A 20,381-nucleotide genomic window follows, 5' to 3' on the forward strand; every position below is an offset into this window, starting at 1 on the left:
GACGGCCGCTCGACCGCCGTCCCCGATCCTCCCACACGGCGCCCGGAGGGACCCGGGCGTCGGGCTCAGACCTGGACGGTCGTCACCGGCAGGGTGGAGTCCGCCGCGATGCCCAGGGCACTCGGCGCGTGCCCCTCGGCGACGAGCCGTGCCCCGACGGCCGCGATCATCGCGCCGTTGTCCGTGCACAGGTCGAACGGCGGGATGCGCAGCGCGACACCGGCGGCAGCGCACCGTTCCTCGGCGACCTCCCGCAGCCGGGCGTTCGCGACCACCCCGCCGCCCAGCAGCAGCCGGTCGACGCCGGTGTCCCGGCAGGCGTTCAGGGCCTTGGTCAGCAGGACGTCGACCACGGCCTCCCGGAAGCTCGCGGCGACGTCGGCCACGGGAACCTCGCGGCCCTCGTCACGGCAGCGCTCGACCCAGCGGGCGACGGCGGTCTTCAGCCCGGAGAACGAGAAGTCGTACCGGTGCGCCGCCATGTCCTTCGGCAGCGTCAGGCCGCGCGGGAACCGGATCGCGGTGGGGTCGCCGTCCGCCGCGGCCCGGTCGATCTGCGGTCCGCCGGGGTAGGGCAGCCCGAGGAGTCGGGCGACCTTGTCGAACGCCTCGCCCGCCGCGTCGTCGATGGTCTCGCCGAGGAGCTCGACGTCGCCGACCAGGTCCCGCACGAGGAGCAGCGACGTGTGCCCGCCGGAGACCAGCAACGCCACGGTCGGCAGGTCGATCTCGGACCCGTCCGGCCGCAGGACGTCCGCGCCCACGTGACCGACCAGGTGGTTCACGCCGTACAGCGGCTTGCCGGTCGCCACGGCGAGCGCCTTCGCGGCGCCGACCCCGACCATCAGGGCACCGGCGAGCCCCGGACCCGCCGTCACGGCGACGGCGTCGAGCTCGTCGAGGGTGACACCGGCCTGTTCGAGTGCCTGCTGCAGGGTCGGGGTCATCGCCTCGAGGTGCGCCCGTGCGGCGACCTCGGGGACCACTCCGCCGTAGCGGGCGTGCTCGTCCATGCTCGACGCGATGACGTTCGCGAGCAGGGTGGTGCCGCGGACGATGCCGACGCCGGTCTCGTCGCAGCTCGTCTCGATGGCGAGCACCAGGGGTTCAGTCGCGCTCATCGAGCGCCTCCTGTCCGATCGGGCCCGGGGCGGACCGGGTCGCGGGCTCCAGCGCTGCACGCATCACCCACGCGTCGACCCCGTCGGGCTGGTAGTACCGGGGCCGGGTGGCGATGTGCTCGAACCCGAAGCCGGTGTACATGGTCTGCGCGACGGGGTTGTCGGCGCGGACCTCGAGGAAGACCTCGTGGACGCCGCGGCGTCGGGCTTCGTCGAGGAGCTCGGTGAAGAGCACCCGGCCGAGGCCCTTCCCCCGCTGCTCGGCGGCGACCGCGATGGTCTGCACGTCGGCGACCGGGTTGCCGGGCAGCGACGACAGTCCCGCGTACCCGACGACGGTCGGCGCCGTGCCCTCGTCGGTCGTCTCGACGACGACGTAGTACCCGTGCGGTGAGTACAGCTCTGCGGACATCTGCGACGTCGACCACGCGTCGGTCGGGAACGAGGCGCGTTCGAGCCACATGACGTCGTCGAGGTCCTGGGGGTGCGCCCGACGGATCCGCAGACCCTCCGGCAGCGCGGTCACCGAGCCACCCGCTTCGGCGCACCGGGCACCGTCACGTCGGGTTCGCGCAGGTACACCGGCGTGTCCGCGGCCAGGGGTGCGCCGGAGGTGAGCCGGTCCGCGGCGAGCACCCCGAGCCTCCCGGCCGGGATGGTGACGGCGGTGTGACGGGGCCAGTCGACGAGGTCGGGACGGGAGGCCCCCAGCACGTCGTCCAGGTCCGCCGGCCTGGCGAGACCCGGGCCGGCGACACGGACGCCGTCGGCGTCGTACGCGCTCCACGCGACCTCGCGGCGGCGGGCGTCCGTCAGGACGACGAGTGGACCCTGCTCACCTGCGGCCACGGCGTCGTGGCTGACCAACGGCAGGAACGGGACATCGCGGGCAGCGGCGAAGGTGCGGGCGGCGGCGATGCCGACACGGAGGCCGGTGAACGGTCCGGGGCCCATGCCGGCGACGACGCCCGTGACGTCCGTCGGCGTGATGCCGGCGGCACGCAGGACCTCGTCGAGGAACGGCCCGATCACCTCAGCGTGACGGCGGGTGTCCTCGGTCCCGCGCTCGGCGAGGACCTGGCGGGTCGCCGGGTCGACGACGGCGACCGAGGTCCCGGCGGAGGTGTCGATCGCGAGCAGCACCCGACCATCGTAGGCGCGGACGGACGCCCGCCCTACGCTGACGGGATGGACCGCGATGCCCTGATCGAGCACGTCCGGACACTCGGTGGATCGGCACGGTCGCCTCTCGTGATCGGGGTGTCCGGCCACTGTGGGCCCGGCAAGTCGACGCTCGCCCGTGCGCTCGTCGGCGCGCTGCCCGGGGCGGTCCGGATCCGCGGTGACGACTTCCTCGATCCGACCCGGTCGCACCGGCGGTCGACGGACTGGAACGGCGTGGAACGCCTGCGGCTCGCCGCCGAGGTCCTCGAGCCACACCGCGCCGGTCGTGCGAGCACGTTCCGCCGGTTCGACTGGTCGAGCCGTGCGCTCGGGACGCCGGAGCCGTTGCCGGCCACCGACCTGCTCGTGGTCGACCTGATCGGGCTCTTCCACCCGGAGGTCCGAGGGGCGCTGGACCTCACGGTCTGGTGCGACGTCGACCTCGACGAGGCGGCTCGGCGCGGGATCGCCCGGGACCACGAACTCGGACGGTCGCACGACGACCTGTGGCGGGATGTCTGGATCCCGAACGACCGCGACTTCACCGAGCGTTTCGCCCCGCGGGAGTCCGCAGACGTCCGGTACCGCTCGCGCGCCTGACACCCGCTCATCCGGACGCCCGAGAACGGGTGAAGCCGCCGTGACCCGAGGGACTACGACGGCTTCCAGAACCCGAGCAGCCTTTCGACTGCGGGACTATGCATCGACAGTAGCGTCACGCTCGAACGCTGACCGACACACTCGCGGCCTTCCGGGGACGAAGATGGAACTCCCCCACCCCGATCGGGCAACACCAATCGTGCCCAGCAACCATCCCCCGCCAGACGCCGCCGCCGAGCTCGGTCGCCAGTTCGACCTGCACGGCCGCCGCATCCTGCGCTACCTCGCCCGCCGCACCGACCTGCAGAGCGCCGAGGACATCCTCAGCGAGACGTTCGTCACGGCCCTGGTGCGGTGGGGTTCGTTCGACCCGGAGCGGCAGGAGCCGTTGCCGTGGCTGTTCGGCATCGCGACGAACCTGCTCAGCCGACACTGGCGCTCGCAGCGGCGGACGCTCCGGGCGATGTCCCGTTCCGCGACACCGGAGCACGTCGAGGACGAGACCGGCGACCGCGTCGACGTGCAGCGTGCCGTGCAGGCGGTGGTCCGGGAGCTCGACCGGATGCGCCCCGCGGTCCGGGACACCGTGCTGCTGTACGCGTGGGCCGAGCTCACCTACGAGCAGATCGCGGCGGCGACGGGCGTCCCCGTCGGGACCGTCCGCTCCCGACTGAACCGCGCCCGCACGGCCCTCCGTGCCGTCCCGGGCGCCGCCGACTCCCTGAACGGACCCCTCCATGTCTGATGACGACCTCTCCACCCTCCGTCTGCTGCGGCAGGACGACGTGCCGCCCGAGGTCCTCGACGCGGCGCTCGACCGTGCACGCATGCGGTTCGACGCCGTTGCGCAGGCCGCGACGGTGACCGCCCCGGGGACGGGAGGCGCGGGTCCGGCCCGCACCGTCCCTCCCGTCCGTCCCCGTCGTCGGTTCCGCCCCGTCCTGGTCGCCGGTGCCGCGGTGGTGCTCGCCGGCGGCCTGGTCGCCTCCGGGATCGGGATCACGCACTGGTCGTCGCCCGCGCCGGCTGCTGCGGCCACGTTGCGCGAGGCCGCCCGTGCCGCCGCCGACGACCGGGCACCCGTCGGCGCCTTCACGAAGGTGGTCGAGACCGAGCGGGCGCTCGGGTACGCGACCTCGGACGGGGAGCACTACGACGAGGGGTACCTGGCGCCGACGACGAGCACGACGTGGGTGCCGGCCGACGTGTCCGGCACCTGGGTCCGCGAGACGTGGTCGGGGCCAGCGACGACCTTCTACGGCGGCGCCGCTGCCCGGAAGGCCGCGGCGGACGACTACGCGGCCGAGGCGCACCGCGACGACCCCCGGTGGGAGCGTGCGGTCGGCGGGGACTTCACGGTCGGCGAGCTGGGCGGGGTCCGACCGGGCACGCTGACGGTGGCGGACATCGAGGGCCTGCCCCGCGATCCCGATGCCCTCGTCCGCCGGATCGAGGACGCGCCCCGAGCGGTGGACACGACGGACGCGGAGCACGTGTTCGACACCGTCCAGGAGCTCCTCCGGACCGGACTGGTGCCCGCCGACCTCCGCGCGGCGATGTACGAGGCACTGGCGACCCTGCCGGGCATCGTCGTCACCGAGGAGCAGGCGTCACTCGACGGTCGGGTCGGGACGGCGGTCGGGCTGCCGGCACGCACCGGTGGGGAACGCCAGGACGTGATCATCGACCGGACGTCCGGCACCTACCTGGGCGAACGGACCGTGCAGACGCAGCGGAACGGCAGCATCCCCGCGGGGACGCTGATCGACTCGGTGTCCGTCCGGGTCCTCCCGGTGGACGACCAGCCCTGACGGGTTCCGGGCGGGGGGCGGACGGGCGACCTGCTCCCGTCCGCCCACCGCTCACAACCGCGGGTCGACCGCCTCGGACTCCATCGCCAGCACCCCGAACACGGCCTGGTGCACGCGCCACAGCGGCTCCCCCTCGACGAAGCGTTCGAGCGACTCCAGCCCGAGGGCGTACTCGCGGAGCGCCATCGACCGCTTGTGCCCGAGGTCCCGGTCCTTCAGCCGCGCCAGGTTTCCGGGCTCGGTGTACTCCGGCCCGTAGATGATCCGCAGGTACTCCCGCCCGCGGACCTTCACGCCCGGCTGCACGAGCCCCTTCGGCCCCCGGGTCAGGTTCGACTCGGGCTTCACGACGGCGCCCTCACCGCCGGCGCCGGTGCGTTCCTGCCACCACTCGGTCCCGGCCGCGCAGCTGGCCTCGTCGCGCACGTCGACGAGCAGTGACCGGGTCGCGCGCACCACGTCCGGTGCAGCGGCAGCCAGCCGGTCGGCGATCGCCATGTGCCAGCCGTGCGGCTGGCCCGCGAACGTCCGTCCCTCGGCCGCGAGGACCTGGAACGGCGCCAACCGCACGTCGTCGAGGCCCGTCGCCGGGTCGGCGTACCGCCGGTAGGACTCGGTGTAGGCGGTCGCGTCGACCGCGCGCTGCTCGGTCCGGGCCAGCAGGTCGGTGACGTCGACCCCGCTGTCCCGGGCTGCGGCGAGCGCGGCCAGGGCGTCCGGGAACGCCCCGCCAGCAGCGGCGCCCACCTCGGCGTACCAGTCGCGGATCAAGCCCTCGGCCTTGACCGCCCACGGCAGCACCTCGCCGTCGAGCAGCAGCCAGTCGGTGTCGAGCTCGTCCCAGAGCCCGGCCGCCTGGACGGCCGCGTCGAGCCGTCCGAGGAAGGTCCGGGTGTCGGCAGCGTCGAAGAACGCCCGGCCGGTGCGGGTCGTGACGACGCCGTTCCAGTCGGCCGCAGCACCGAACCGAGCGGGGTCGCGTGCGAGCAGCACGGTCCCGCGGGAGCCCATGTGCTTCTCCTCCATCCGGACCTGGTCGACGCCCTGGCCCCGGTAGTAGGCGAACGCCTCGTCCGGGTGCTCCAGGTGGTCCGGGCGTGCAGAGGTCGCGACCGGGCTCATGGTCGGCGGCAGGTACGGCAGCCAGCGCGGGTCGACGGCGAAGCGGCTCATCACCTCGAGGGCGCCGGCGGCGTTCTCGGCGCGGATGCCGATCCGGCCGTGGTGCCGGGTCTCGACGATCTGTTTACCGGTGACGTCCTCGATCGGCAGCAGTCCGGGGACGCGACGCGGTGCGGCGGGGCCGGCCACGGGCCTCCCGGCCGGACTGGAGGCACGCCCCGCGTCCGCACCGTCGGCACCTGTCGTCGACGTGCCCGGTCCGCGCAGCGGCTCGAGCGGCTTGGCGGCTTCGTAGTGGACCCGCTCGGCGTCGACCTGGACGACCTCGCGCTCGGGGTAGCGCAGCGCGGAGAGCTTGCCGCCGAACACGCACCCGGTGTCGAGGCACATGGTGCCGTTGATCCACTCGGCGTCGACGGTCGGGGTGTGCCCGTACAGGACCATCGCCGATCCGCGGTAGTCGTCGGCCCACGGCAGGCGGACGGGCAGGCCGTACTCGTCGCTCTCCCCGGTGGTGTCACCGTAGAGCGCGAAGGACCGCACCCGGCCGGAGGCCCGGCCCTGGTACTGCTCCTTCAGCCCGGCGTGGGCGACGACGAGCCGGCCGTCGTCGAGCACCAGGTGGCCGACGAGGGCGCGGCAGAACTCGCGGACCTCGTCGCGGAAGGCGTCCGGCTCGGCGGCGAGCTGGGCGAGGGTCTCGGCGAGCCCGTGCGCGGTCTGCACCTTGCGGCCGTCGAGCGCGCGGACGAGCTTGTCCTCGTGGTTGCCGGGCACGGCGAGGGCGTGGCCGTTCCGCACCATGCCCATCACGAGGCGGAGGACGCCCGGGGAGTCCGGTCCGCGGTCGACCAGGTCGCCGAGGAACAGCGCCTGACGGCCCTCCGGGTGGACGGCGTCGACGGGGCGACCGAGGTCGTCGCGGACCAGGCTCCAGCCGAGCCGACCGAGGAGCGACTCGAGCTCGGAGCGGCAGCCGTGCACGTCCCCGATCACGTCGAACGGGCCGTGCTCGCCCGTCCGGTCGTTGAGCAGGGGCTCGCGGACGATCGTGGCGGCGGCGATCTCGTCCTCGCCGTGCAGCACGTGGACGCGGCGGAAACCCTCCTTGCCCAGGCCCTTGAGCCCGCGCCGGAGCTGTCCCTGCTGGCGGCGGATGACCTCGGGTCCGAAGTCCCGACCGGTGCGGGCGGCGTTCCGGGCGACGCAGACCGGCTCGGGGACGTCGAGGACGATCGCGACCGGCAGGACGTCGTGCGCGCGGGCGAGCTCCACGAAGTCGCGGCGGGCCTCGGCCTGGACGTTCGTCGCGTCGACGACGGTGAGCAGTCCGGCGCGCAGACGCTGCGCGGCGACGTGCTTCAGGGCCTCGAAGGCGGCCGGGGTCGCGGCCTGGTCGTCCTCGTCGTTCGAGACGAGGCCGCGGAAGAAGTCGCTCGACAGGGTCTCGAACCGGCCGAAGTGCTGCGCGGCGAACGTGGACTTGCCGGAGCCGCTCGTGCCGACGAGGAGCACCAGGGACATGGTGGGGACGGTCAGGGCGGTCATGCGGCGGTGCCTCCGGTCGTCGTGCTGATGGTCGTCAGGCTGCCGTTCGTCGGGCTGCTGGTCGTGTGGCGGCGGAACAGGGCGAGCTGCGTGGGTGGGCCGACCTCGGGCTCGTCGTCACCGACGGGCCGGTGCTCGACCGCGTAGCCGTGCCGGTCGCCGACGGCCTGCGCCCACGCGCGGAACTCGTCGCGGGTCCACTCGAACCGGTGGTCCGGGTGCCGGAACCTCCCGGCCGCCAACGAGGCGAAGCGGACGTTGTGCTCGGCGTTCGGGGTGGTCACGACGACGGCGGCGGGTCGGGCGGCCAGGAACACCGACGCCTCGAGCGCCGGCAGCCGCTCGGGGTCGACGTGCTCGACGACCTCCATGAGCACCACCGCGTCGAGTCCGGCGATGCGGTCGTCGGAGTACGTGACCGACGACTGCAGCAGCCGCACCCGGGCACGCTGCTCGTCGCTGACGTCGTCGAGCCGCAGGCGCCGCTCGGCCCGTGCGAGTTCGCGGGGTGCCACGTCGGTGCCGATGATCGTCGTGAAGGACCGGTCGGCGAACAGGTGTCGGAGCAGGGCACCCTCGCCGCAGCCGACGTCGGCGACGGTGTGGGCCTGCACGTCGGCGAGCGCCGTCAGGACGGCCTCGGCACGGCGCCGGTACAGGGGCGTCTCGCGAGCCGACGTCCCGTCGTCGTCCGCGGACGCCTCGTCGACGGGCGCGTCCACCGCCCCGCCGTCCCCGGCCGTGCCGTCGAGCCCCAGCAGCCGGGACGTCGCATCGTCCACGAGCGACCGCTGGTGCGCGAGCGACCGGGTGGTGATGAGCTCCCGGAGCGGGTGCTCGGCGAGCCACCCCTCGCCCCGGCGGAGCAGCATGCCGACCTCGTCGTCCCCGACCCAGTAGTGCTTGGCGTCGTCGAGCACCGGCAGCAGCACGGTGAGCTGCCGCAGCGCGTCCGAGAGCCGGACCCGCCCGCGGAGCCGCAGGCCGACCGTGGCGGCGTCGCCCCACTCCGGTCGCGTGTCGTCGAGCGGCCGCCGGGTCTCATCGACGTCCCAGCCGAGGGGCGCGAACAGCCGCGAGGCCAGGCCGACGCCGTGCTCGTCGACCTCGCTCGGCACGCTGGTCAGGGCGAGCTCCAGGTCCATCGGTGCGGCCGCGCGCTCCGGCCGGGAGGTGCTCCGACCACCCATGGCGCTGCGGAAGACCTGCCCGATCGCGAGGGCGAGCATCGAGGTGGAGGCGTACGGCCGGTCGTTCACGTACCGGGACAGGGCCTGCGCGTCCGCGCCGTACCGCTTGCTGCGCGCGAGGGCGATCGCGTCGACCTCGAGCAGCAGGGCGGCGGAGCACACGTCCGGGGTGTCCACGGGGTAGAAGACGTGCGCCGTGCCGACGCTGAGGTCGAAGGACTGTGCCCGACCGGGGTGCTTGTGCAGCAGGTGGGAGAGGTCCGGGGCCGCGTCGCCGCGGGTGGTGATGGTCACGAGCATGCGCGTGGCCTCCGATCGTCGTCGTCCGGCACCGCTGCCGGCCGGCTGGTCCGAGGCCGGAGAGCGAGCCTAGTACCAGCGAACGGCGCACAGGGAACGTCAGCAGACTGGGACGTCGACCGTCCCGCCGACCCCGGCACCGGTCCGCCACAGGAGACCCACGCCGGGTCCCGGACAGGAGGCCCGTGATGGTCGTCTACGACAGCCGCCCGACCCGACGTGCCCGGCAGGTCGTCGCCGACGTGCTCGTCCTGGTCGGCATGGTCCTGGCGGTGGTCATCGGCCGCGACGTCGCCGGTTCGATCGCGCGGCTCGCCACGATCGGAACGCGCGTGCAGTCCGAGGGGTCGGCGTTCCAGCAGCAGCTGTCTGCCACCGCCCGGGCACTGTCGCGGATCCCGCTGGCCGGCGACGCCGTCAGCACGCCACTCCGGAAGGCGAGCGAGCACGCGGGCGCCGTCGCTGCCGCGGGCGCCCAGCAGCACGACACCGCACTGCACCTCGCGCACCTGGTCGGCGGAGGCCTGACCGTCGTCGTCATCGCGCTCCTGCTGCTGGTGTGGACGCGGACCCGTGGGCGTTTCGTCCGGGTGGCGACCGCGACCAGTCGGGTCGACCGGTCGCCGGACGGGGCGGAGTTGCTCGCGCTCCGGGCACTCGTCCGCCGGGACGCGGTCGTCACCCTCGGCCCCGGTGTGGTGGACCGGTGGCGTGGGCGGGACCCGCAGACGGTGGCGGCGCTGGCGGACCTCGAGCGTCGGAGCTGTGGCCTCCGGACCCGAGCGGCGGCTCGTCGCTGAGCGGTCCGCTCGCCCTTGTCGGTGCTCTGCTGCGGCGCTACCGTCGAGACACCGACGAAGGAGTCCGCCGTGCCCGCTCGGTTCGTGTACTGGATGAACGTCTCGCTCGACCTGCTCATCGAGCGCGACCGTGACGACCACAGCGGCCTGGACGGCCCGGACTGGCTGCACATCGACGAGCCGCTGCACCGGGAGTTCAACGACCGGGCACGGTCCATGTCGATGTTCGTCGAGGGCCGGGTCGTCCGCGACTTGATGGACCCGTTCTGGCCCGACGCCCGGCACGACGATTCACTGCCGCAGTGGTTGCGCGAGTTCGGCGAGGTCTGGACCGACATCCCGAAGGTCCTGGTGTCCCGGACCCGGACGAGCGCCGAGCACCACACGCGCGTCATCGGCGGGGACGACGCGATCGAACAGCTCGCGGCCCTCCGCCGGGAGTCCCAGGGGGACATCGCGGTCGGCGGTGCCACCCTCGCCACGCAGCTGCTCGCCGCCGGGCTCCTCGACGAGCTGCTGCTCTACACGCACCCCGCGGTCCTCGGCACCGGCCGGCCGCTCTTCGACGAGCCGGTCGCGGAACCCCTGCTGCTCGACCTGCTCGAACAGCGTTCCTTCCACAACGGCGTGACCCTCACCCGGTACGCGATCACGGGATCCGCCACGTGAACGCCTTCCGGGCCGCAGCGTCCGGTGTCTCGGACGCGGTCCCCTGCGACGACGGCGGCGGGACGATGGACGGCACCGGGGTGTTCGTCCTGGTCGCCGTCGTCGTCGCAGTCGTGGTGCTGTTCGGCGTCGTGCTGCTCGGGCGCCGTCGCTGACGCGATGCCCGATGCTCCACCTGACCGGTGAGGTCGAGGGCGCCTGACTCGGGTTCGGGTCACGTGGCAGGCGCCCTCGCGCTACGACGCCGTCGGGTTCGACGTACGATCACGACGAGGCCGGCCCGGTAATGGGGGACGGGCATGCCGCGGCTAGGGACCGCGGAGTAGCGCGGGCGACGCTACGCGCTCCGTTCTCGATACCCAAGCGTTCTGAGATCATCGTCCGATCTCCGCGGGAACCGGACCGCGCTTGTCCGTCGATGTGCCGACTTGGCAGCCGGCCGCCGGGAGCAGGAGGCTTGCGCTCGTTCGACTCACGAGAGAAGGCAACGATGCCTCACATGACCATCACCCTGCGACGGGCGGCGCTCGCGTCGTTCGCGGTGTTCGCCGCCGCGGTCCTGCCGATCGCGTCCGTCACGGCGCCACAGGCCGCCCACGCCGCGATCCCGTCAGCACCCACGGGCTTCACGCAGACCTGGAGCGACGACTTCACCGGCGTCGACGGCACCGGACTCGACCAGGGGCAGTGGAAGTACGACACCGGACCGGGCAGCAGCTTCGGGACCGGTGAGATCGAGACCATGACGAGCAGCACGGCGAACGTCCGCCACGACGGTCAGGGCCACCTGGTGCTGCAGGCGCTGCACAGCGGCACGAACCCGTCGACCGGCTGGACCTCCGGCCGGGTGGAGACGCAGGCGGCCACCTTCGGGGCTGCTCCCGGCGGTGTGGTCCGGATCGAGTCCGTGCTGCAGCAGCCGAACGTCACCCCGGCGAACGGCATGGGCTACTGGCCCGCGTTCTGGATGCTCGGCGCGCCCCTCCGGTCCGGGGTCACCTGGCCCGGTTCCGGCGAGGTCGACATCATGGAGGACGTCAACGGCCGCAGTTCCGTCTTCAGCACCATCCACTGCGGCATCAACCCCGGCGGCCCCTGCAACGAGTCGACGGGCATCGGTTCGGGCGAACACGCCTGTGCCGGCTGCCAGACCGGGTTCCACGACTACGCGGTCGAGATCGACCGGTCGACGTCGCCGGAGCAGGTCCGCTTCTCTCTCGACGGAACGGTCTTCGCCACGGTGAAGGCGAACCAGGTCGATGCGACCACGTGGTCGAACGCCATCGACCACCCGTTCTTCATCATCTACGACCTGGCGATCGGCGGCGGCTTCCCGAACGCGTTCGGCGGTGGTCCGAACGCGTCGACCGCGTCCGGCGGTCAGCTCGTGATCGACTCCGTGGCGGTCTACAACAAGGGTCCGGTCGCCGGTGGTGGGACGGTCACCGGGCGGACCATCGCCGCGCCCGGGGGCACGTGCGTCGACGTCGCGGGTGACGACACCGGTGGTGACGGGTCCGCGGTGCAGCTCTGGGACTGCGCGGCGGCGGCGAAGGACCAGCACTGGACTGCCAGCGGGCAGACCCTGCAGACCCTCGGCAAGTGCCTCGACATCGCCGGAGGGGTGAGCGCCGCGGGCACGAAGCTCCAACTCGCGACTTGCAACGGCGGCGGCTACCAGAACTGGCTGGCGCAGTCGGACGGGTCGCTCCGGAACCCGACCAGCGGCCGGTGTGTCGACGCACCGGGCGGCGCCACGACGAACGGCACCCGGTTGCAGATCTGGGACTGCAACGGCACCCCAGCGCAGCGGTTCGTCCTCAGCTGAGCCGGGCCGGCCGGTCGGGGTACGCGAATCAGGGTCCGCGGGTCAGGGTCCCCGCTGGTCGGGCGTCAGAGCCTGATGCCCGACCAGCGGGGACCGGTGCCGGTCACCACCACTCGACGGGGTTCGTCGGGCACGTCGTCCGGATCGAGGTCGTCGCCGAGGTCGTCGCCACCGCCGGTCGGCCGGGTGATCTCGACGTCCAGGATGCTGTCGCTGACCCCGTCGACCATGCCGCGGCCCCACTCCACGACGACGATCGAGCCGTCCCAGTCGAGGTCCAGGTCGTCGAGTTCGACCGGGTCCGACAGCCGGTACGCGTCCACGTGCACCAGGTCCGGGCCGGCCGTGGTCGGGTGCGTCCGCGCGAGCACGAACGTCGGACTCGACACCTGCCCGCGCGCACCGAGCGCGGTGCCGAGGCCCCGCGTCATCGTGGTCTTGCCAGCGCCCAGCGGCCCGGTGAGGACGACCAGGTCGCCGGCCCGGAGCACCGCGGCGATCCGGGCGCCGAGCGCCCCCATCTCGTCCGTCGTCGCGACCGTGGTGTCGAGGAGGACGGTCACGAGCGTTCGCCCCGCAGGTACTCCCCCACCCGACCCTCGCCGGAGTGCCCCTCGTGGACGCGCTGGACCCGGCTGCCGATCCGACAGACGATCTCCTCGCCGATGGTGTCGAGCGCACGCCCCCACTCGAGCACCGTGGACTCGCCGTCCTCGCCGGTGCCGAACAGCGTCACGGTGTCGCCCACCCGGACGTCGTCGTCTCCGACGTCGACCAGGAACTGGTCCATCGCGACCCGGCCGGCGATCGGGTAGCGGGTGTCGTTGATCGCGACCTCGATGCGTCCCTGTGCCGCGCGGGGGACGCCGTCCGCGTAGCCGACGGGCACGAGCGCCAGGGTCGTCTCGGTGTCCGTGCGGTACGTGTAGTCGTAGGAGACGCCGGTACCGACCGGGACACGCTTCGTCTTCGCCACGGACGCCGTCAGGGTCATCACGGGCGTCAGGCCGAGGTCGGCGGCGGACACTCCGTCGGCACCGGGGATGCCGAACAAGTTGGCGCCCATCCGGACCATGTCCTTCCGGAACTCCTTGCGTTCCAGGCCCGCGAGCGACGCGGCGACGTGCTCCCACCGGATGTCGAGCCCCAGGTCCTCGGCCTGCTCGACCATCGCGTCGAAGTGCGCCACTGCCGCGGCGTCGTCGGCGTCCGAGGACTCCGCCAGGTGTGTGTAGGCGGCGACGACCTCGATCCGGCCGTCGCGCTGGGCGTCGCGCGCCAGTTCCACCAGCGCGGTCCAGTCCGCCGCCGTCGCGCCGTCACGGTGCAGACCGCTGTCGACACCCAGGTGCACGCGGGCCGGTCGCTGGTCCACCGCGTCGACGATGCGGCGCAGCTCGGCGACGTTCGAGACACCGAGGTCGACGGCGGAGTCGATCGCGTCGCGGAAGTCCAGCCCCGGGTCGTGCTGCCAGGTGAACAGGTGGACGTCCTCGCCGACGCCGATCGCGCGCAGCCGCAGCGCTGCCGGCACCGTCAGCACCCCGATCCACCGGATCCCCGCGTCGACCGCGGTCAGCGCGATCGGTTCGAGGCCGTGGCCGTACGCGTCGGCCTTCATGATCGCCATCACCTCGACCGGGTCCATCCAGGACCGGACGAGATCGAGGTTGGCACGGTAGGCGTCCAGGTCGATGACCGCCCGGCGCAGTCCTGCGCTCACGTCGTCCTCCGTTCGACGCTGCGGCCGACGCGGGCGACCACCTCGTAGTTGATGGTGCCGATCGCATCGGCCCACTCCTCGACCGCGGGGTCGCCGTTCGCCGGGTCGCCCCAGAGCACGACCTCGTCCCCGATCGCGACGTCCGCGTCCCCGATGTCGATGTGCATCGCGTTCATGGCCACCCGGCCGACGACCGGGAACCGGCGGTCCCCGATCCGCACCGAGACGTGGTTGCCGTAGGCGCGGTCGAAGCCGTCGGCGTAGCCGAGCCCGATGACCGCGAGCCGGGTGTCCTGCTCGGCACGCCAGGTGTACCCGTACGAGACGCCGTCCCCGGCGGGCACGGCGACCGTCCGCAGCACCGCGGCGGTCACCCGCATCGCCGGCCGCAGCCCGAGTTCAGCGGAGGTGCGGTCCGGGAACGGGCTGAGTCCGTAGAGCGCCAGGCCCACCCGGGTCAGGTCCCGTCGGGCCTCCGGCAGCGCCAGGCTGCCCGCGCTGGCCGCGAGGTGCACGACGTCGGGGCGGATGCCGACCGCCGCGAGGCCGTCGAGCGCCCGCTGCAGCGCCGCGTCCTGGTCCAGGTCGTCCGAGCGCGATGCGTTCGACAGGTGCGACATCACCCCCTCGATCCGGGTGCGGTCGCCGCCGCGGGACAGTGCGGCTGCGGTGGCGAACAACTCGGGCCACTCGGACTCCACCGCACCGTTGCGGCTGAGGCCGGTGTCCACGACCAGGTGCACCTCGGGGACGTCGGCGTCGGCCGCGGTGGAGAGCTGCTCGACGCTGGAGACCGCCGGGGTGATGCCGTACCGGGCCGCACGACGGAAGTCCTCGTCGGGGGCGTGCAACCACGCCAGGATCCGGACGCCCTCGTCGATGCCGGCCTCGCGGAGTGCCACCGCCTCGTCGAGGTCCGCGACCCCGAGCCAGTCCGCACCCGCGTCCACCAGGGCCCGGGCGACCTCGACGGCGCCGTGCCCGTACGCGTCCGCCTTCACCACCGCGACGACGCCAGCCGGAGCCACCTGTTCCGCGACCGTGGCGTAGTTGGCGATCAACGCCTCCCGGTCGACGGTCACCCCCGTGAACGCGCTCACGCGATCGGTCCTTCCGTTGCGGGCCGGTCCCGGCCCTCGATGACGACGAACGCCGTCGCGATCCCACCGTCGTGCGACAGCGAGAGGTGCACGTGCTTGACGCCGCGCTCGTCGGCGACCCGCTGGGCGCCCTGGTGCAGGGTGAGGGACGGGTTCCGCTGGTCGTCGGCGACGACCTCGAGTTCCCGCCAGCTCAGGCCGGCGCTCGACCCGAAGGCCTTGATCAACGCCTCCTTCGCCGCGAACCGGGCGGCGAGCGATGCCACCGGGCGCGGCTCACCGTCCCGCAGCTGCTCGGCGTCGGTGAACAGCCGCGACCGCATCGCGGGGGTCCGTGACAGGACCCGCTCGAACCGTTCCAGGTCGACCACGTCGACCCCGATGCCGATGATCATCGCCGACTACTCGACGGTGACCGACTTCGCGAGGTTGCGTGGCTGGTCCACGTCGAGTCCCTTCGCGGCCGCGAGCTCCATGCCGAACATGTGCAGCGGGGCGACGGCGAGCAGGGGCTCGAACAGCGGCGTCGCGAGCGGGATCCGCAGGACCTCGTCGGCGAAGGGCAGCACCGCGGCGTCGCCCTCTTCCGCGATCGCGATCACCCGGGCACCGCGGGCGCGGATCTCCTGGATGTTCGACACGACCTTCGGGTGCAGCGAGCGGGCGTCACGCGGTGACGGCACGATCACGAAGACGATCTGGCCGGGCTCGATCAGTGCGATCGGGCCGTGCTTGAGCTCACCGGCGGCGAAGCCCTCGGCGTGGATGTAAGCGAGCTCCTTGAGCTTGAGCGCACCCTCGAGTGCGATCGGGTACCCGACGTGGCGCCCGAGGAACAGCACGCTGCGGGTGTCGGCCATCCACTTGGCGAGCTCGGCGACCCCGGCGGCGTCCTCGATGGTCTGCTGGAGCTTGGCGGGCAAGCCCTCGAGCTCGGCGACCTGCTCGGCGATCTGCTCGGCGGTCAGCGTGCCCCGGAGTGTGGCGAGGTGCAGCCCGAGCAGGTAGAGCGCGACGCCCTGGGCCAGGAACGCCTTCGTCGACGCCACGGCGACCTCGGGGCCGGCGTGCGTGTAGATCACCGCGTCGGACTCGCGCGGGATCGTCGCGCCCTGGGTGTTGCAGATCGAGAGGACCTGGGCGCCCTGCTCGCGCGCGTACTTGACGGCCATCAGCGTGTCCATGGTCTCGCCGGACTGGCTGATCGAGACGACGAGCGTGCGGTCGTTCAACACCGGGTCGCGGTAGCGGAACTCGTGGGCGAGCTCGACCTCCACCGGGATCCGGGACCACTGCTCGATCGCGTACTTGCCGAGCATGCCGGCGTAGGCCGCGGTGCCGCAGGCGATGACGATGACGCGGTCGACCTGCTGCAACCGCTCGGCGATCGGGTCGAGGTCGGTCAGGGTGACCGCACCCTCGTGCACGCGGCCGAGGACCGTGTTGCGCACGGCCTCGGGCTCCTCGCTGATCTCCTTCGCCATGAAGGAGGACCAGCCGCCCTTGTCCGCGGCCGAGGCGTCCCAGTTCACCTCGAACTCGTTGCGGTCGGCGGGGGTTCCGTCGAAGTGGATGACGTCCACGCCGTCGGGGCGGATCGTCGCGATCTCGTCTTGCCCGATCGCGAGCGCGCGCTGCGTGTGGGCGACGAACGCGGCGACGTCGGAGCCCATGAAGTTCTCGCCGTCGCCCAGGCCCACCACGAGGGGCGAGTTGCGACGGGCGCCGACGACGACGCCGGGCTGGTCGGCGTGCACGACGAGGAGCGTGAAGGCGCCGTCGAGGCGGGCGACCGTGCGACGCATCGCCTCGGTCAGGTCGTGGGTGTCGCGGAACTCGCGCGCGACGAGGTGTGCCGCGACCTCGGAGTCGGTCTCGCTGTGGAACACGACGCCCTCGGCCAGCAGTTCGTCCTTCAGCGGGGCGAAGTTCTCGATGATGCCGTTGTGGATCAGCGCGAGCTTGCCGCCGTCCGCCAGGTGCGGGTGCGCGTTCTCGTCCGTCGGGCCGCCGTGCGTCGCCCAGCGTGTGTGGCCGATGCCGGTGCCGCCGTCCGCGATCGGGTTCGTGTCGAGCTCGTCGACGAGCATCTGGAGCTTGCCGGCCTTCTTCGCCGAGGTCAGGTCCCCGGACGGGTCGACCACGGCGATGCCGGCCGAGTCGTAGCCGCGGTACTCGAGGCGCCGGAGGCCCCCGAGGAGGACGTCCGTGCTGCTGTTGCTGCCGACGTATCCGACGATTCCACACATGGGATCGATCCTACGGGCAGCGCGGGGAGCACCCTGCGAACCGCACGGCGGGTGGGGATAACCTCCGGAGATGGGACGCTTCGACGACATCGAGATCACCACCATCAAGGGCGAGACCACCACGTTCGGCAGCTTCGGTGACAAGGCGGTGCTCGTGGTGAACGTCGCCTCGCGCTGCGGCCTCGCTCCGCAGTACGAACAGCTCGAGGAACTGCAGCGCACGTACGGTCCGCGGGGCTTCACCGTGCTGGGCTTCCCGAGCAACCAGTTCCTGCAGGAACTCGGCTCGTCCGAGGCCATCGAGGAGTACTGCTCGACCACCTGGGGCGTCAGCTTCCCGATGTCCGAGAAGGTCAAGGTGAACGGCCGCTCGGCGCACCCGCTCTACCGCGAACTCACCCAGGCTGCGGACGCCTCTGGCAAGGCCGGACGGGTCATCTGGAACTTCGAGAAGTTCCTCGTCGCCCCGGACGGCACGGTCACGCGCTTCCGCCCGACGGTCAAGCCGGACGCCCCCGAGGTGGTCGCCGCCATCGAGGCGGCGCTCCCCGCCTGATCGGCACCGGCACCGGCACCGGCACCGGCACACGCATCCTGACGGGAGGCCCGTCCACCGCCGTCGACGTCGCTGACCGGTGACGCGCCTCCCGGCTGAGTACGCTCGATCCCATGCCGATCCCGGAGACGACCGTCGCGCACCCCACCCCCTTCGTGGAGATCCCCCGGGACGAGTGGTCGCAGCTCGCGCCGAAGGAGCACCTCTCACTCACGGAGACCGAGATCGTGCAGTTGCGCGGCTTGGGCGACCGGCTCGACATCACCGAGGTGCAGGACGTGTACCTGCCGCTCTCCCGGCTGTTGACGCTGTACGCCGCCGGCGCGCGGGACCTGCACGCGGAGACCAGCCGTTTCCTCGGTGAACGCGCCGGCCGGACGCCGTTCGTGATCGGCGTCGCCGGGTCGGTGGCCGTCGGCAAGAGCACCGTCGCGCGTCTGCTCCGTGAGCTCACGAAGCGCTGGCCGGACACCCCGCGGGTGGAGCTCGTGACCACCGACGGGTTCCTGTACCCGAACGCCGAGCTCGAACGCCGCGGGATCATGGACCGGAAGGGCTTCCCGGAGTCGTACGACCGCCGCTCCCTACTGCGCTTCGTCAGCCAGGTGAAGAGCGGCGCCACCGAGGTCCGGGCGCCGTACTACTCGCACCTGGTCTACGACATCGTGCCGGACGCCGAGATCGTCGTGCGGCAGCCGGACATCCTCATCGTCGAGGGGCTCAATGTGCTCGCGCCGCCGGTGCACGGGCGGCTCGCGCTGAGCGACCTGTTCGACTTCACCATCTACGTCGACGCCAAGACCAAGGACATCGAGTCCTGGTACGTCGACCGGTTCCTGGCGTTGCAGGAGCAGGCGTTCTCGAGCCCGGACTCGTTCTTCCACCGCTTCGCCGCGCTGTCCCGGGAGGACGCGGTGCAGACCGCCACCGGGGTCTGGCGAGCGATCAACGAGCCGAACCTCCTCGAGAACGTGCTGCCCACGCGTTCCCGGGCGACCCTCGTGCTGAAGAAGGCCGCCGACCACAAGGTGACGAGCGTCCTGCTCCGCAAGATCTGACGCGCGGCGGCGCAGGTGGCCGCGGCCGCGCGGTGTCCGCCGTCTCCGCACAACAGAAGCCCGTCGGAACCACGCGCGTGCACGGTTCGGACGGGCTTCTGTTGTGCGGAGACGAACCCCGCCATCGGACGCCGGGCGCGGGCCGCAGGGCGCGGGCCGCGCGCTAGGCGGCCTCGAGCGTCAGGCGCTCCCGGACGACGTCCGCGAGCTCCTCGGCGACGCGCTGGGCGTCCTCCTGGGAGGCGGCCTCGACCATCACGCGGACGACCGGCTCGGTACCGGAGGGGCGCAGCAGCACCCGGCCGGTGTCGCCTAGCGCCAGCGTGGCGGCAGCGATCGCGTCCTGCACGCCCTGGTCCTGCAGTCCGTGCCGGTCCACGCCCTTAACGTTGAGCAGCACCTGCGGGAACACAGTCATGCACGCCGCCAGCTCGCCGAGCGTCTTGCCGGTGCGGGCCATCTCGGCGACGAGGTGGAGGCCCGTCAGGACCCCGTCGCCCGTCGTCGCGTAGTCGTTGAAGATGATGTGGCCGGACTGCTCGCCGCCGAGCGAGTAGCCGCCCTCGGTCATCTTCTCGAGCACGTAGCGGTCGCCGACACCGGCCTCGATCACGGTGATGCCCGCGTCCGCCATCGCCCGCTTGAGCCCGAGGTTCGACATCACCGTCGCGACGAGGGTGTCGTCGATCAGTCGGCCGCGTTCCTTGAGGGACAGCGCGAGGATCGCCATGATCTGGTCGCCGTCCACCGCGTTGCCCTCGGCGTCCACCGCCAGGCACCGGTCCGCGTCGCCGTCGTGCGCGATGCCGACGTCGGCTCCGGCCTCGAGGACCGCACGAGCCAGGTTGTCGATGTGGGTCGAGCCGACACCGTCGTTGATGTTGATGCCGTTCGGGTCGGCACCGATCAGCGTCACCTTCGCGCCGGCGTTGACGAACACCTCGGGCGAGACCCCGGAGGCTGCCCCGTTCGCGCAGTCGAGCACGACGTGGATGCCGTCGAGCCGGTGCGGCAGCGTGCCGAGCAGGTGCACGACGTAGCGGTCCTCGGCGTCGGCGAACCGCGTGATGCGCCCGACTTCGGCACCCGTCGGGGTGGGTGCGGACTGGTCGTGCATGGCCGCTTCGATGCGGTCCTCGACCTCGTCCGGCAGCTTGCGGCCGCCAGCGGCGAAGAACTTGATCCCGTTGTCCGGCGCCGGGTTGTGCGACGCCGAGATCATCACGCCGAAGTCGGCGTCGATGTCCGCGACGAGGTACGCCGCTGCGGGCGTGGGGATGACCCCGGCGTCGAGGACGTCGACGCCGGCGGAGGCGAGCCCGGCTGCAACGGCAGCACCCAGGAACTCGCCGGAGACGCGCGGGTCGCGCGCGAGCACGGCCTTGGGGCGCGTGCGACCGGACGCTCGACGAGCGTCCGCATGGTGTCCGTGCGTGAGCACGGCCGCGCTCGCCTGGGCAAGGCCCAGTGCGAGCGCGGCCGTCAACTCGCCGTTGGCGAGGCCACGAACGCCGTCGGTACCGAACAGACGCGGCATGCGAT

Annotated in this window: 20 protein-coding genes; 9 read left to right on the top strand and 11 right to left on the bottom strand. The window is 72.5% G+C overall.

What is annotated here, in order from left to right; genetic code table 11:
• Positions 1-65: 65 nt before the first annotated feature.
• The 3 genes from tsaD to tsaB are packed head-to-tail and all read right to left on the bottom strand — an operon-like array spanning position 66 to position 2,264.
• On the bottom strand, positions 66-1,121 hold the full coding sequence (tsaD, locus tag DEI89_RS08020) for a tRNA (adenosine(37)-N6)-threonylcarbamoyltransferase complex transferase subunit TsaD (protein ID WP_110903522.1): 1,056 nt from the start codon (positions 1,119-1,121) through the stop codon (positions 66-68).
• A complete protein-coding gene (rimI, locus tag DEI89_RS08025) occupies positions 1,108-1,647 on the bottom strand; it encodes a ribosomal protein S18-alanine N-acetyltransferase (RefSeq protein WP_258366185.1) in 540 nt (179 codons plus the stop codon). Before rimI ends, tsaD begins: the two co-directional genes overlap by 14 nt.
• Positions 1,644-2,264 (bottom strand): tRNA (adenosine(37)-N6)-threonylcarbamoyltransferase complex dimerization subunit type 1 TsaB, encoded by a 621-nt coding sequence (gene tsaB / locus DEI89_RS08030; RefSeq protein WP_110903523.1) that lies wholly within the window; start codon positions 2,262-2,264, stop codon positions 1,644-1,646. Before tsaB ends, rimI begins: the two co-directional genes overlap by 4 nt.
• A gap of 45 nt (positions 2,265-2,309) precedes the next feature.
• Between tsaB and DEI89_RS08035 the strand changes: the two genes are divergently transcribed.
• The 3 genes from DEI89_RS08035 to DEI89_RS08045 all read left to right on the top strand — a co-directional run bounded on the left by DEI89_RS08035 (position 2,310) and on the right by DEI89_RS08045 (position 4,696).
• Positions 2,310-2,885, top strand: a complete 576-nt coding sequence (locus DEI89_RS08035; RefSeq protein WP_110903593.1) for a uridine kinase — start codon at positions 2,310-2,312, stop codon at positions 2,883-2,885.
• A 199-nt stretch (positions 2,886-3,084) separates the two neighbouring features.
• On the top strand, positions 3,085-3,630 hold the full coding sequence (locus DEI89_RS08040; RefSeq protein WP_181421555.1) for an RNA polymerase sigma factor: 546 nt from the start codon (positions 3,085-3,087) through the stop codon (positions 3,628-3,630).
• A complete protein-coding gene (locus DEI89_RS08045; RefSeq protein WP_110903525.1) occupies positions 3,623-4,696 on the top strand; it encodes a CU044_5270 family protein in 1,074 nt (357 codons plus the stop codon). The genes DEI89_RS08040 and DEI89_RS08045 overlap by 8 nt, the downstream gene beginning before the upstream one ends.
• 51 nt (positions 4,697-4,747) lie before the next feature.
• Here the strand turns inward: DEI89_RS08045 and DEI89_RS08050 are convergent, their stop codons facing one another.
• Both DEI89_RS08050 and DEI89_RS08055 read right to left on the bottom strand, forming a co-directional pair.
• A complete protein-coding gene (locus tag DEI89_RS08050; RefSeq protein ID WP_110903526.1) occupies positions 4,748-7,366 on the bottom strand; it encodes a polynucleotide kinase-phosphatase in 2,619 nt (872 codons plus the stop codon).
• Positions 7,363-8,856 (bottom strand): 3' terminal RNA ribose 2'-O-methyltransferase Hen1, encoded by a 1,494-nt coding sequence (locus DEI89_RS08055; RefSeq protein WP_110903527.1) that lies wholly within the window; start codon positions 8,854-8,856, stop codon positions 7,363-7,365. Before DEI89_RS08055 ends, DEI89_RS08050 begins: the two co-directional genes overlap by 4 nt.
• 188 nt (positions 8,857-9,044) lie before the next feature.
• Between DEI89_RS08055 and DEI89_RS08060 the strand changes: the two genes are divergently transcribed.
• The 4 genes from DEI89_RS08060 (at position 9,045) to DEI89_RS08070 (ending at position 12,153) form a co-directional block, all read left to right on the top strand.
• Positions 9,045-9,656 (top strand): hypothetical protein, encoded by a 612-nt coding sequence (locus DEI89_RS08060; RefSeq protein WP_110903528.1) that lies wholly within the window; start codon positions 9,045-9,047, stop codon positions 9,654-9,656.
• A gap of 69 nt (positions 9,657-9,725) precedes the next feature.
• Positions 9,726-10,325 carry a dihydrofolate reductase family protein gene (locus DEI89_RS08065; RefSeq protein ID WP_110903529.1) on the top strand — a complete coding sequence of 200 codons (600 nt, stop codon included), beginning with the start codon at positions 9,726-9,728 and terminating at the stop codon, positions 10,323-10,325.
• The gene (locus DEI89_RS17650) at positions 10,322-10,480 is read left to right on the top strand and encodes a hypothetical protein (protein WP_181421556.1); all 159 of its coding nucleotides are present in this window, start codon (positions 10,322-10,324) and stop codon (positions 10,478-10,480) included. The genes DEI89_RS08065 and DEI89_RS17650 overlap by 4 nt, the downstream gene beginning before the upstream one ends.
• 344 nt (positions 10,481-10,824) lie before the next feature.
• A complete protein-coding gene (locus DEI89_RS08070) occupies positions 10,825-12,153 on the top strand; it encodes a glycoside hydrolase family 16 protein (protein ID WP_220034519.1) in 1,329 nt (442 codons plus the stop codon).
• Positions 12,154-12,218: 65 nt separating this feature from the next.
• Here DEI89_RS08070 and tsaE read toward each other — a convergent pair whose 3' ends face one another.
• The 5 genes from tsaE to glmS are packed head-to-tail and all read right to left on the bottom strand — an operon-like array spanning position 12,219 to position 17,225.
• Positions 12,219-12,674 carry a tRNA (adenosine(37)-N6)-threonylcarbamoyltransferase complex ATPase subunit type 1 TsaE gene (gene tsaE, locus DEI89_RS08075; RefSeq protein WP_110903594.1) on the bottom strand — a complete coding sequence of 152 codons (456 nt, stop codon included), beginning with the start codon at positions 12,672-12,674 and terminating at the stop codon, positions 12,219-12,221.
• A 38-nt stretch (positions 12,675-12,712) separates the two neighbouring features.
• Complete coding sequence (alr, locus tag DEI89_RS08080) at positions 12,713-13,876, bottom strand: alanine racemase (protein ID WP_181421557.1); 1,164 nt, start codon at positions 13,874-13,876, stop codon at positions 12,713-12,715.
• Positions 13,873-14,976 carry an alanine racemase gene (alr, locus tag DEI89_RS08085; RefSeq protein ID WP_110903532.1) on the bottom strand — a complete coding sequence of 368 codons (1,104 nt, stop codon included), beginning with the start codon at positions 14,974-14,976 and terminating at the stop codon, positions 13,873-13,875. The genes alr (DEI89_RS08080) and alr (DEI89_RS08085) overlap by 4 nt, the downstream gene beginning before the upstream one ends.
• Positions 14,973-15,371, bottom strand: a complete 399-nt coding sequence (locus DEI89_RS08090; protein WP_110903533.1) for a holo-ACP synthase — start codon at positions 15,369-15,371, stop codon at positions 14,973-14,975. Before DEI89_RS08090 ends, alr (DEI89_RS08085) begins: the two co-directional genes overlap by 4 nt.
• A gap of 6 nt (positions 15,372-15,377) precedes the next feature.
• The gene (gene glmS, locus DEI89_RS08095; RefSeq protein ID WP_110903534.1) at positions 15,378-17,225 is read right to left on the bottom strand and encodes a glutamine--fructose-6-phosphate transaminase (isomerizing); all 1,848 of its coding nucleotides are present in this window, start codon (positions 17,223-17,225) and stop codon (positions 15,378-15,380) included.
• A 70-nt stretch (positions 17,226-17,295) separates the two neighbouring features.
• Here glmS and DEI89_RS08100 point away from each other — a divergent pair, with 70 nt between their 5' ends.
• Both DEI89_RS08100 and coaA read left to right on the top strand, forming a co-directional pair.
• Positions 17,296-17,781, top strand: a complete 486-nt coding sequence (locus tag DEI89_RS08100; RefSeq protein ID WP_110903535.1) for a glutathione peroxidase — start codon at positions 17,296-17,298, stop codon at positions 17,779-17,781.
• A 113-nt stretch (positions 17,782-17,894) separates the two neighbouring features.
• The gene (coaA, locus tag DEI89_RS08105; protein ID WP_110903536.1) at positions 17,895-18,839 is read left to right on the top strand and encodes a type I pantothenate kinase; all 945 of its coding nucleotides are present in this window, start codon (positions 17,895-17,897) and stop codon (positions 18,837-18,839) included.
• Positions 18,840-19,002: 163 nt separating this feature from the next.
• On the opposite strand, the gene glmM is transcribed toward coaA, so the two are convergent.
• Positions 19,003-20,376 (bottom strand): phosphoglucosamine mutase, encoded by a 1,374-nt coding sequence (gene glmM / locus DEI89_RS08110; RefSeq protein WP_110903537.1) that lies wholly within the window; start codon positions 20,374-20,376, stop codon positions 19,003-19,005.
• Positions 20,377-20,381 lie beyond the last annotated feature (5 nt).

The sequence above is a fragment of the Curtobacterium sp. MCBD17_030 genome, from assembly GCF_003224255.1.
In the GTDB taxonomy this organism is placed as follows: domain Bacteria; phylum Actinomycetota; class Actinomycetes; order Actinomycetales; family Microbacteriaceae; genus Curtobacterium.

What these genes read in the sequence shown, in the direction of transcription:
- tsaD (WP_110903522.1), bottom strand. Translation starts at nt 1,121, where the DNA reads ATGAGCGCGACTGAACCCCTGGTGCTCGCCATCGAGACGAGCTGCGAC.
- DEI89_RS08035 (WP_110903593.1), top strand. Translation starts at nt 2,310, where the DNA reads ATGGACCGCGATGCCCTGATCGAGCACGTCCGGACACTCGGTGGATCG.
- DEI89_RS08045 (WP_110903525.1), top strand. Translation starts at nt 3,623, where the DNA reads ATGTCTGATGACGACCTCTCCACCCTCCGTCTGCTGCGGCAGGACGAC.
- DEI89_RS08050 (WP_110903526.1), bottom strand. Translation starts at nt 7,366, where the DNA reads ATGACCGCCCTGACCGTCCCCACCATGTCCCTGGTGCTCCTCGTCGGC.
- DEI89_RS08055 (WP_110903527.1), bottom strand. Translation starts at nt 8,856, where the DNA reads ATGCTCGTGACCATCACCACCCGCGGCGACGCGGCCCCGGACCTCTCC.
- DEI89_RS08060 (WP_110903528.1), top strand. Translation starts at nt 9,045, where the DNA reads ATGGTCGTCTACGACAGCCGCCCGACCCGACGTGCCCGGCAGGTCGTC.
- DEI89_RS08070 (WP_220034519.1), top strand. Translation starts at nt 10,825, where the DNA reads ATGACCATCACCCTGCGACGGGCGGCGCTCGCGTCGTTCGCGGTGTTC.
- tsaE (WP_110903594.1), bottom strand. Translation starts at nt 12,674, where the DNA reads ATGGGGGCGCTCGGCGCCCGGATCGCCGCGGTGCTCCGGGCCGGCGAC.
- DEI89_RS08090 (WP_110903533.1), bottom strand. Translation starts at nt 15,371, where the DNA reads ATGATCATCGGCATCGGGGTCGACGTGGTCGACCTGGAACGGTTCGAG.
- glmS (WP_110903534.1), bottom strand. Translation starts at nt 17,225, where the DNA reads ATGTGTGGAATCGTCGGATACGTCGGCAGCAACAGCAGCACGGACGTC.
- DEI89_RS08100 (WP_110903535.1), top strand. Translation starts at nt 17,296, where the DNA reads ATGGGACGCTTCGACGACATCGAGATCACCACCATCAAGGGCGAGACC.
- coaA (WP_110903536.1), top strand. Translation starts at nt 17,895, where the DNA reads ATGCCGATCCCGGAGACGACCGTCGCGCACCCCACCCCCTTCGTGGAG.
- glmM (WP_110903537.1), bottom strand. Translation starts at nt 20,376, where the DNA reads ATGCCGCGTCTGTTCGGTACCGACGGCGTTCGTGGCCTCGCCAACGGC.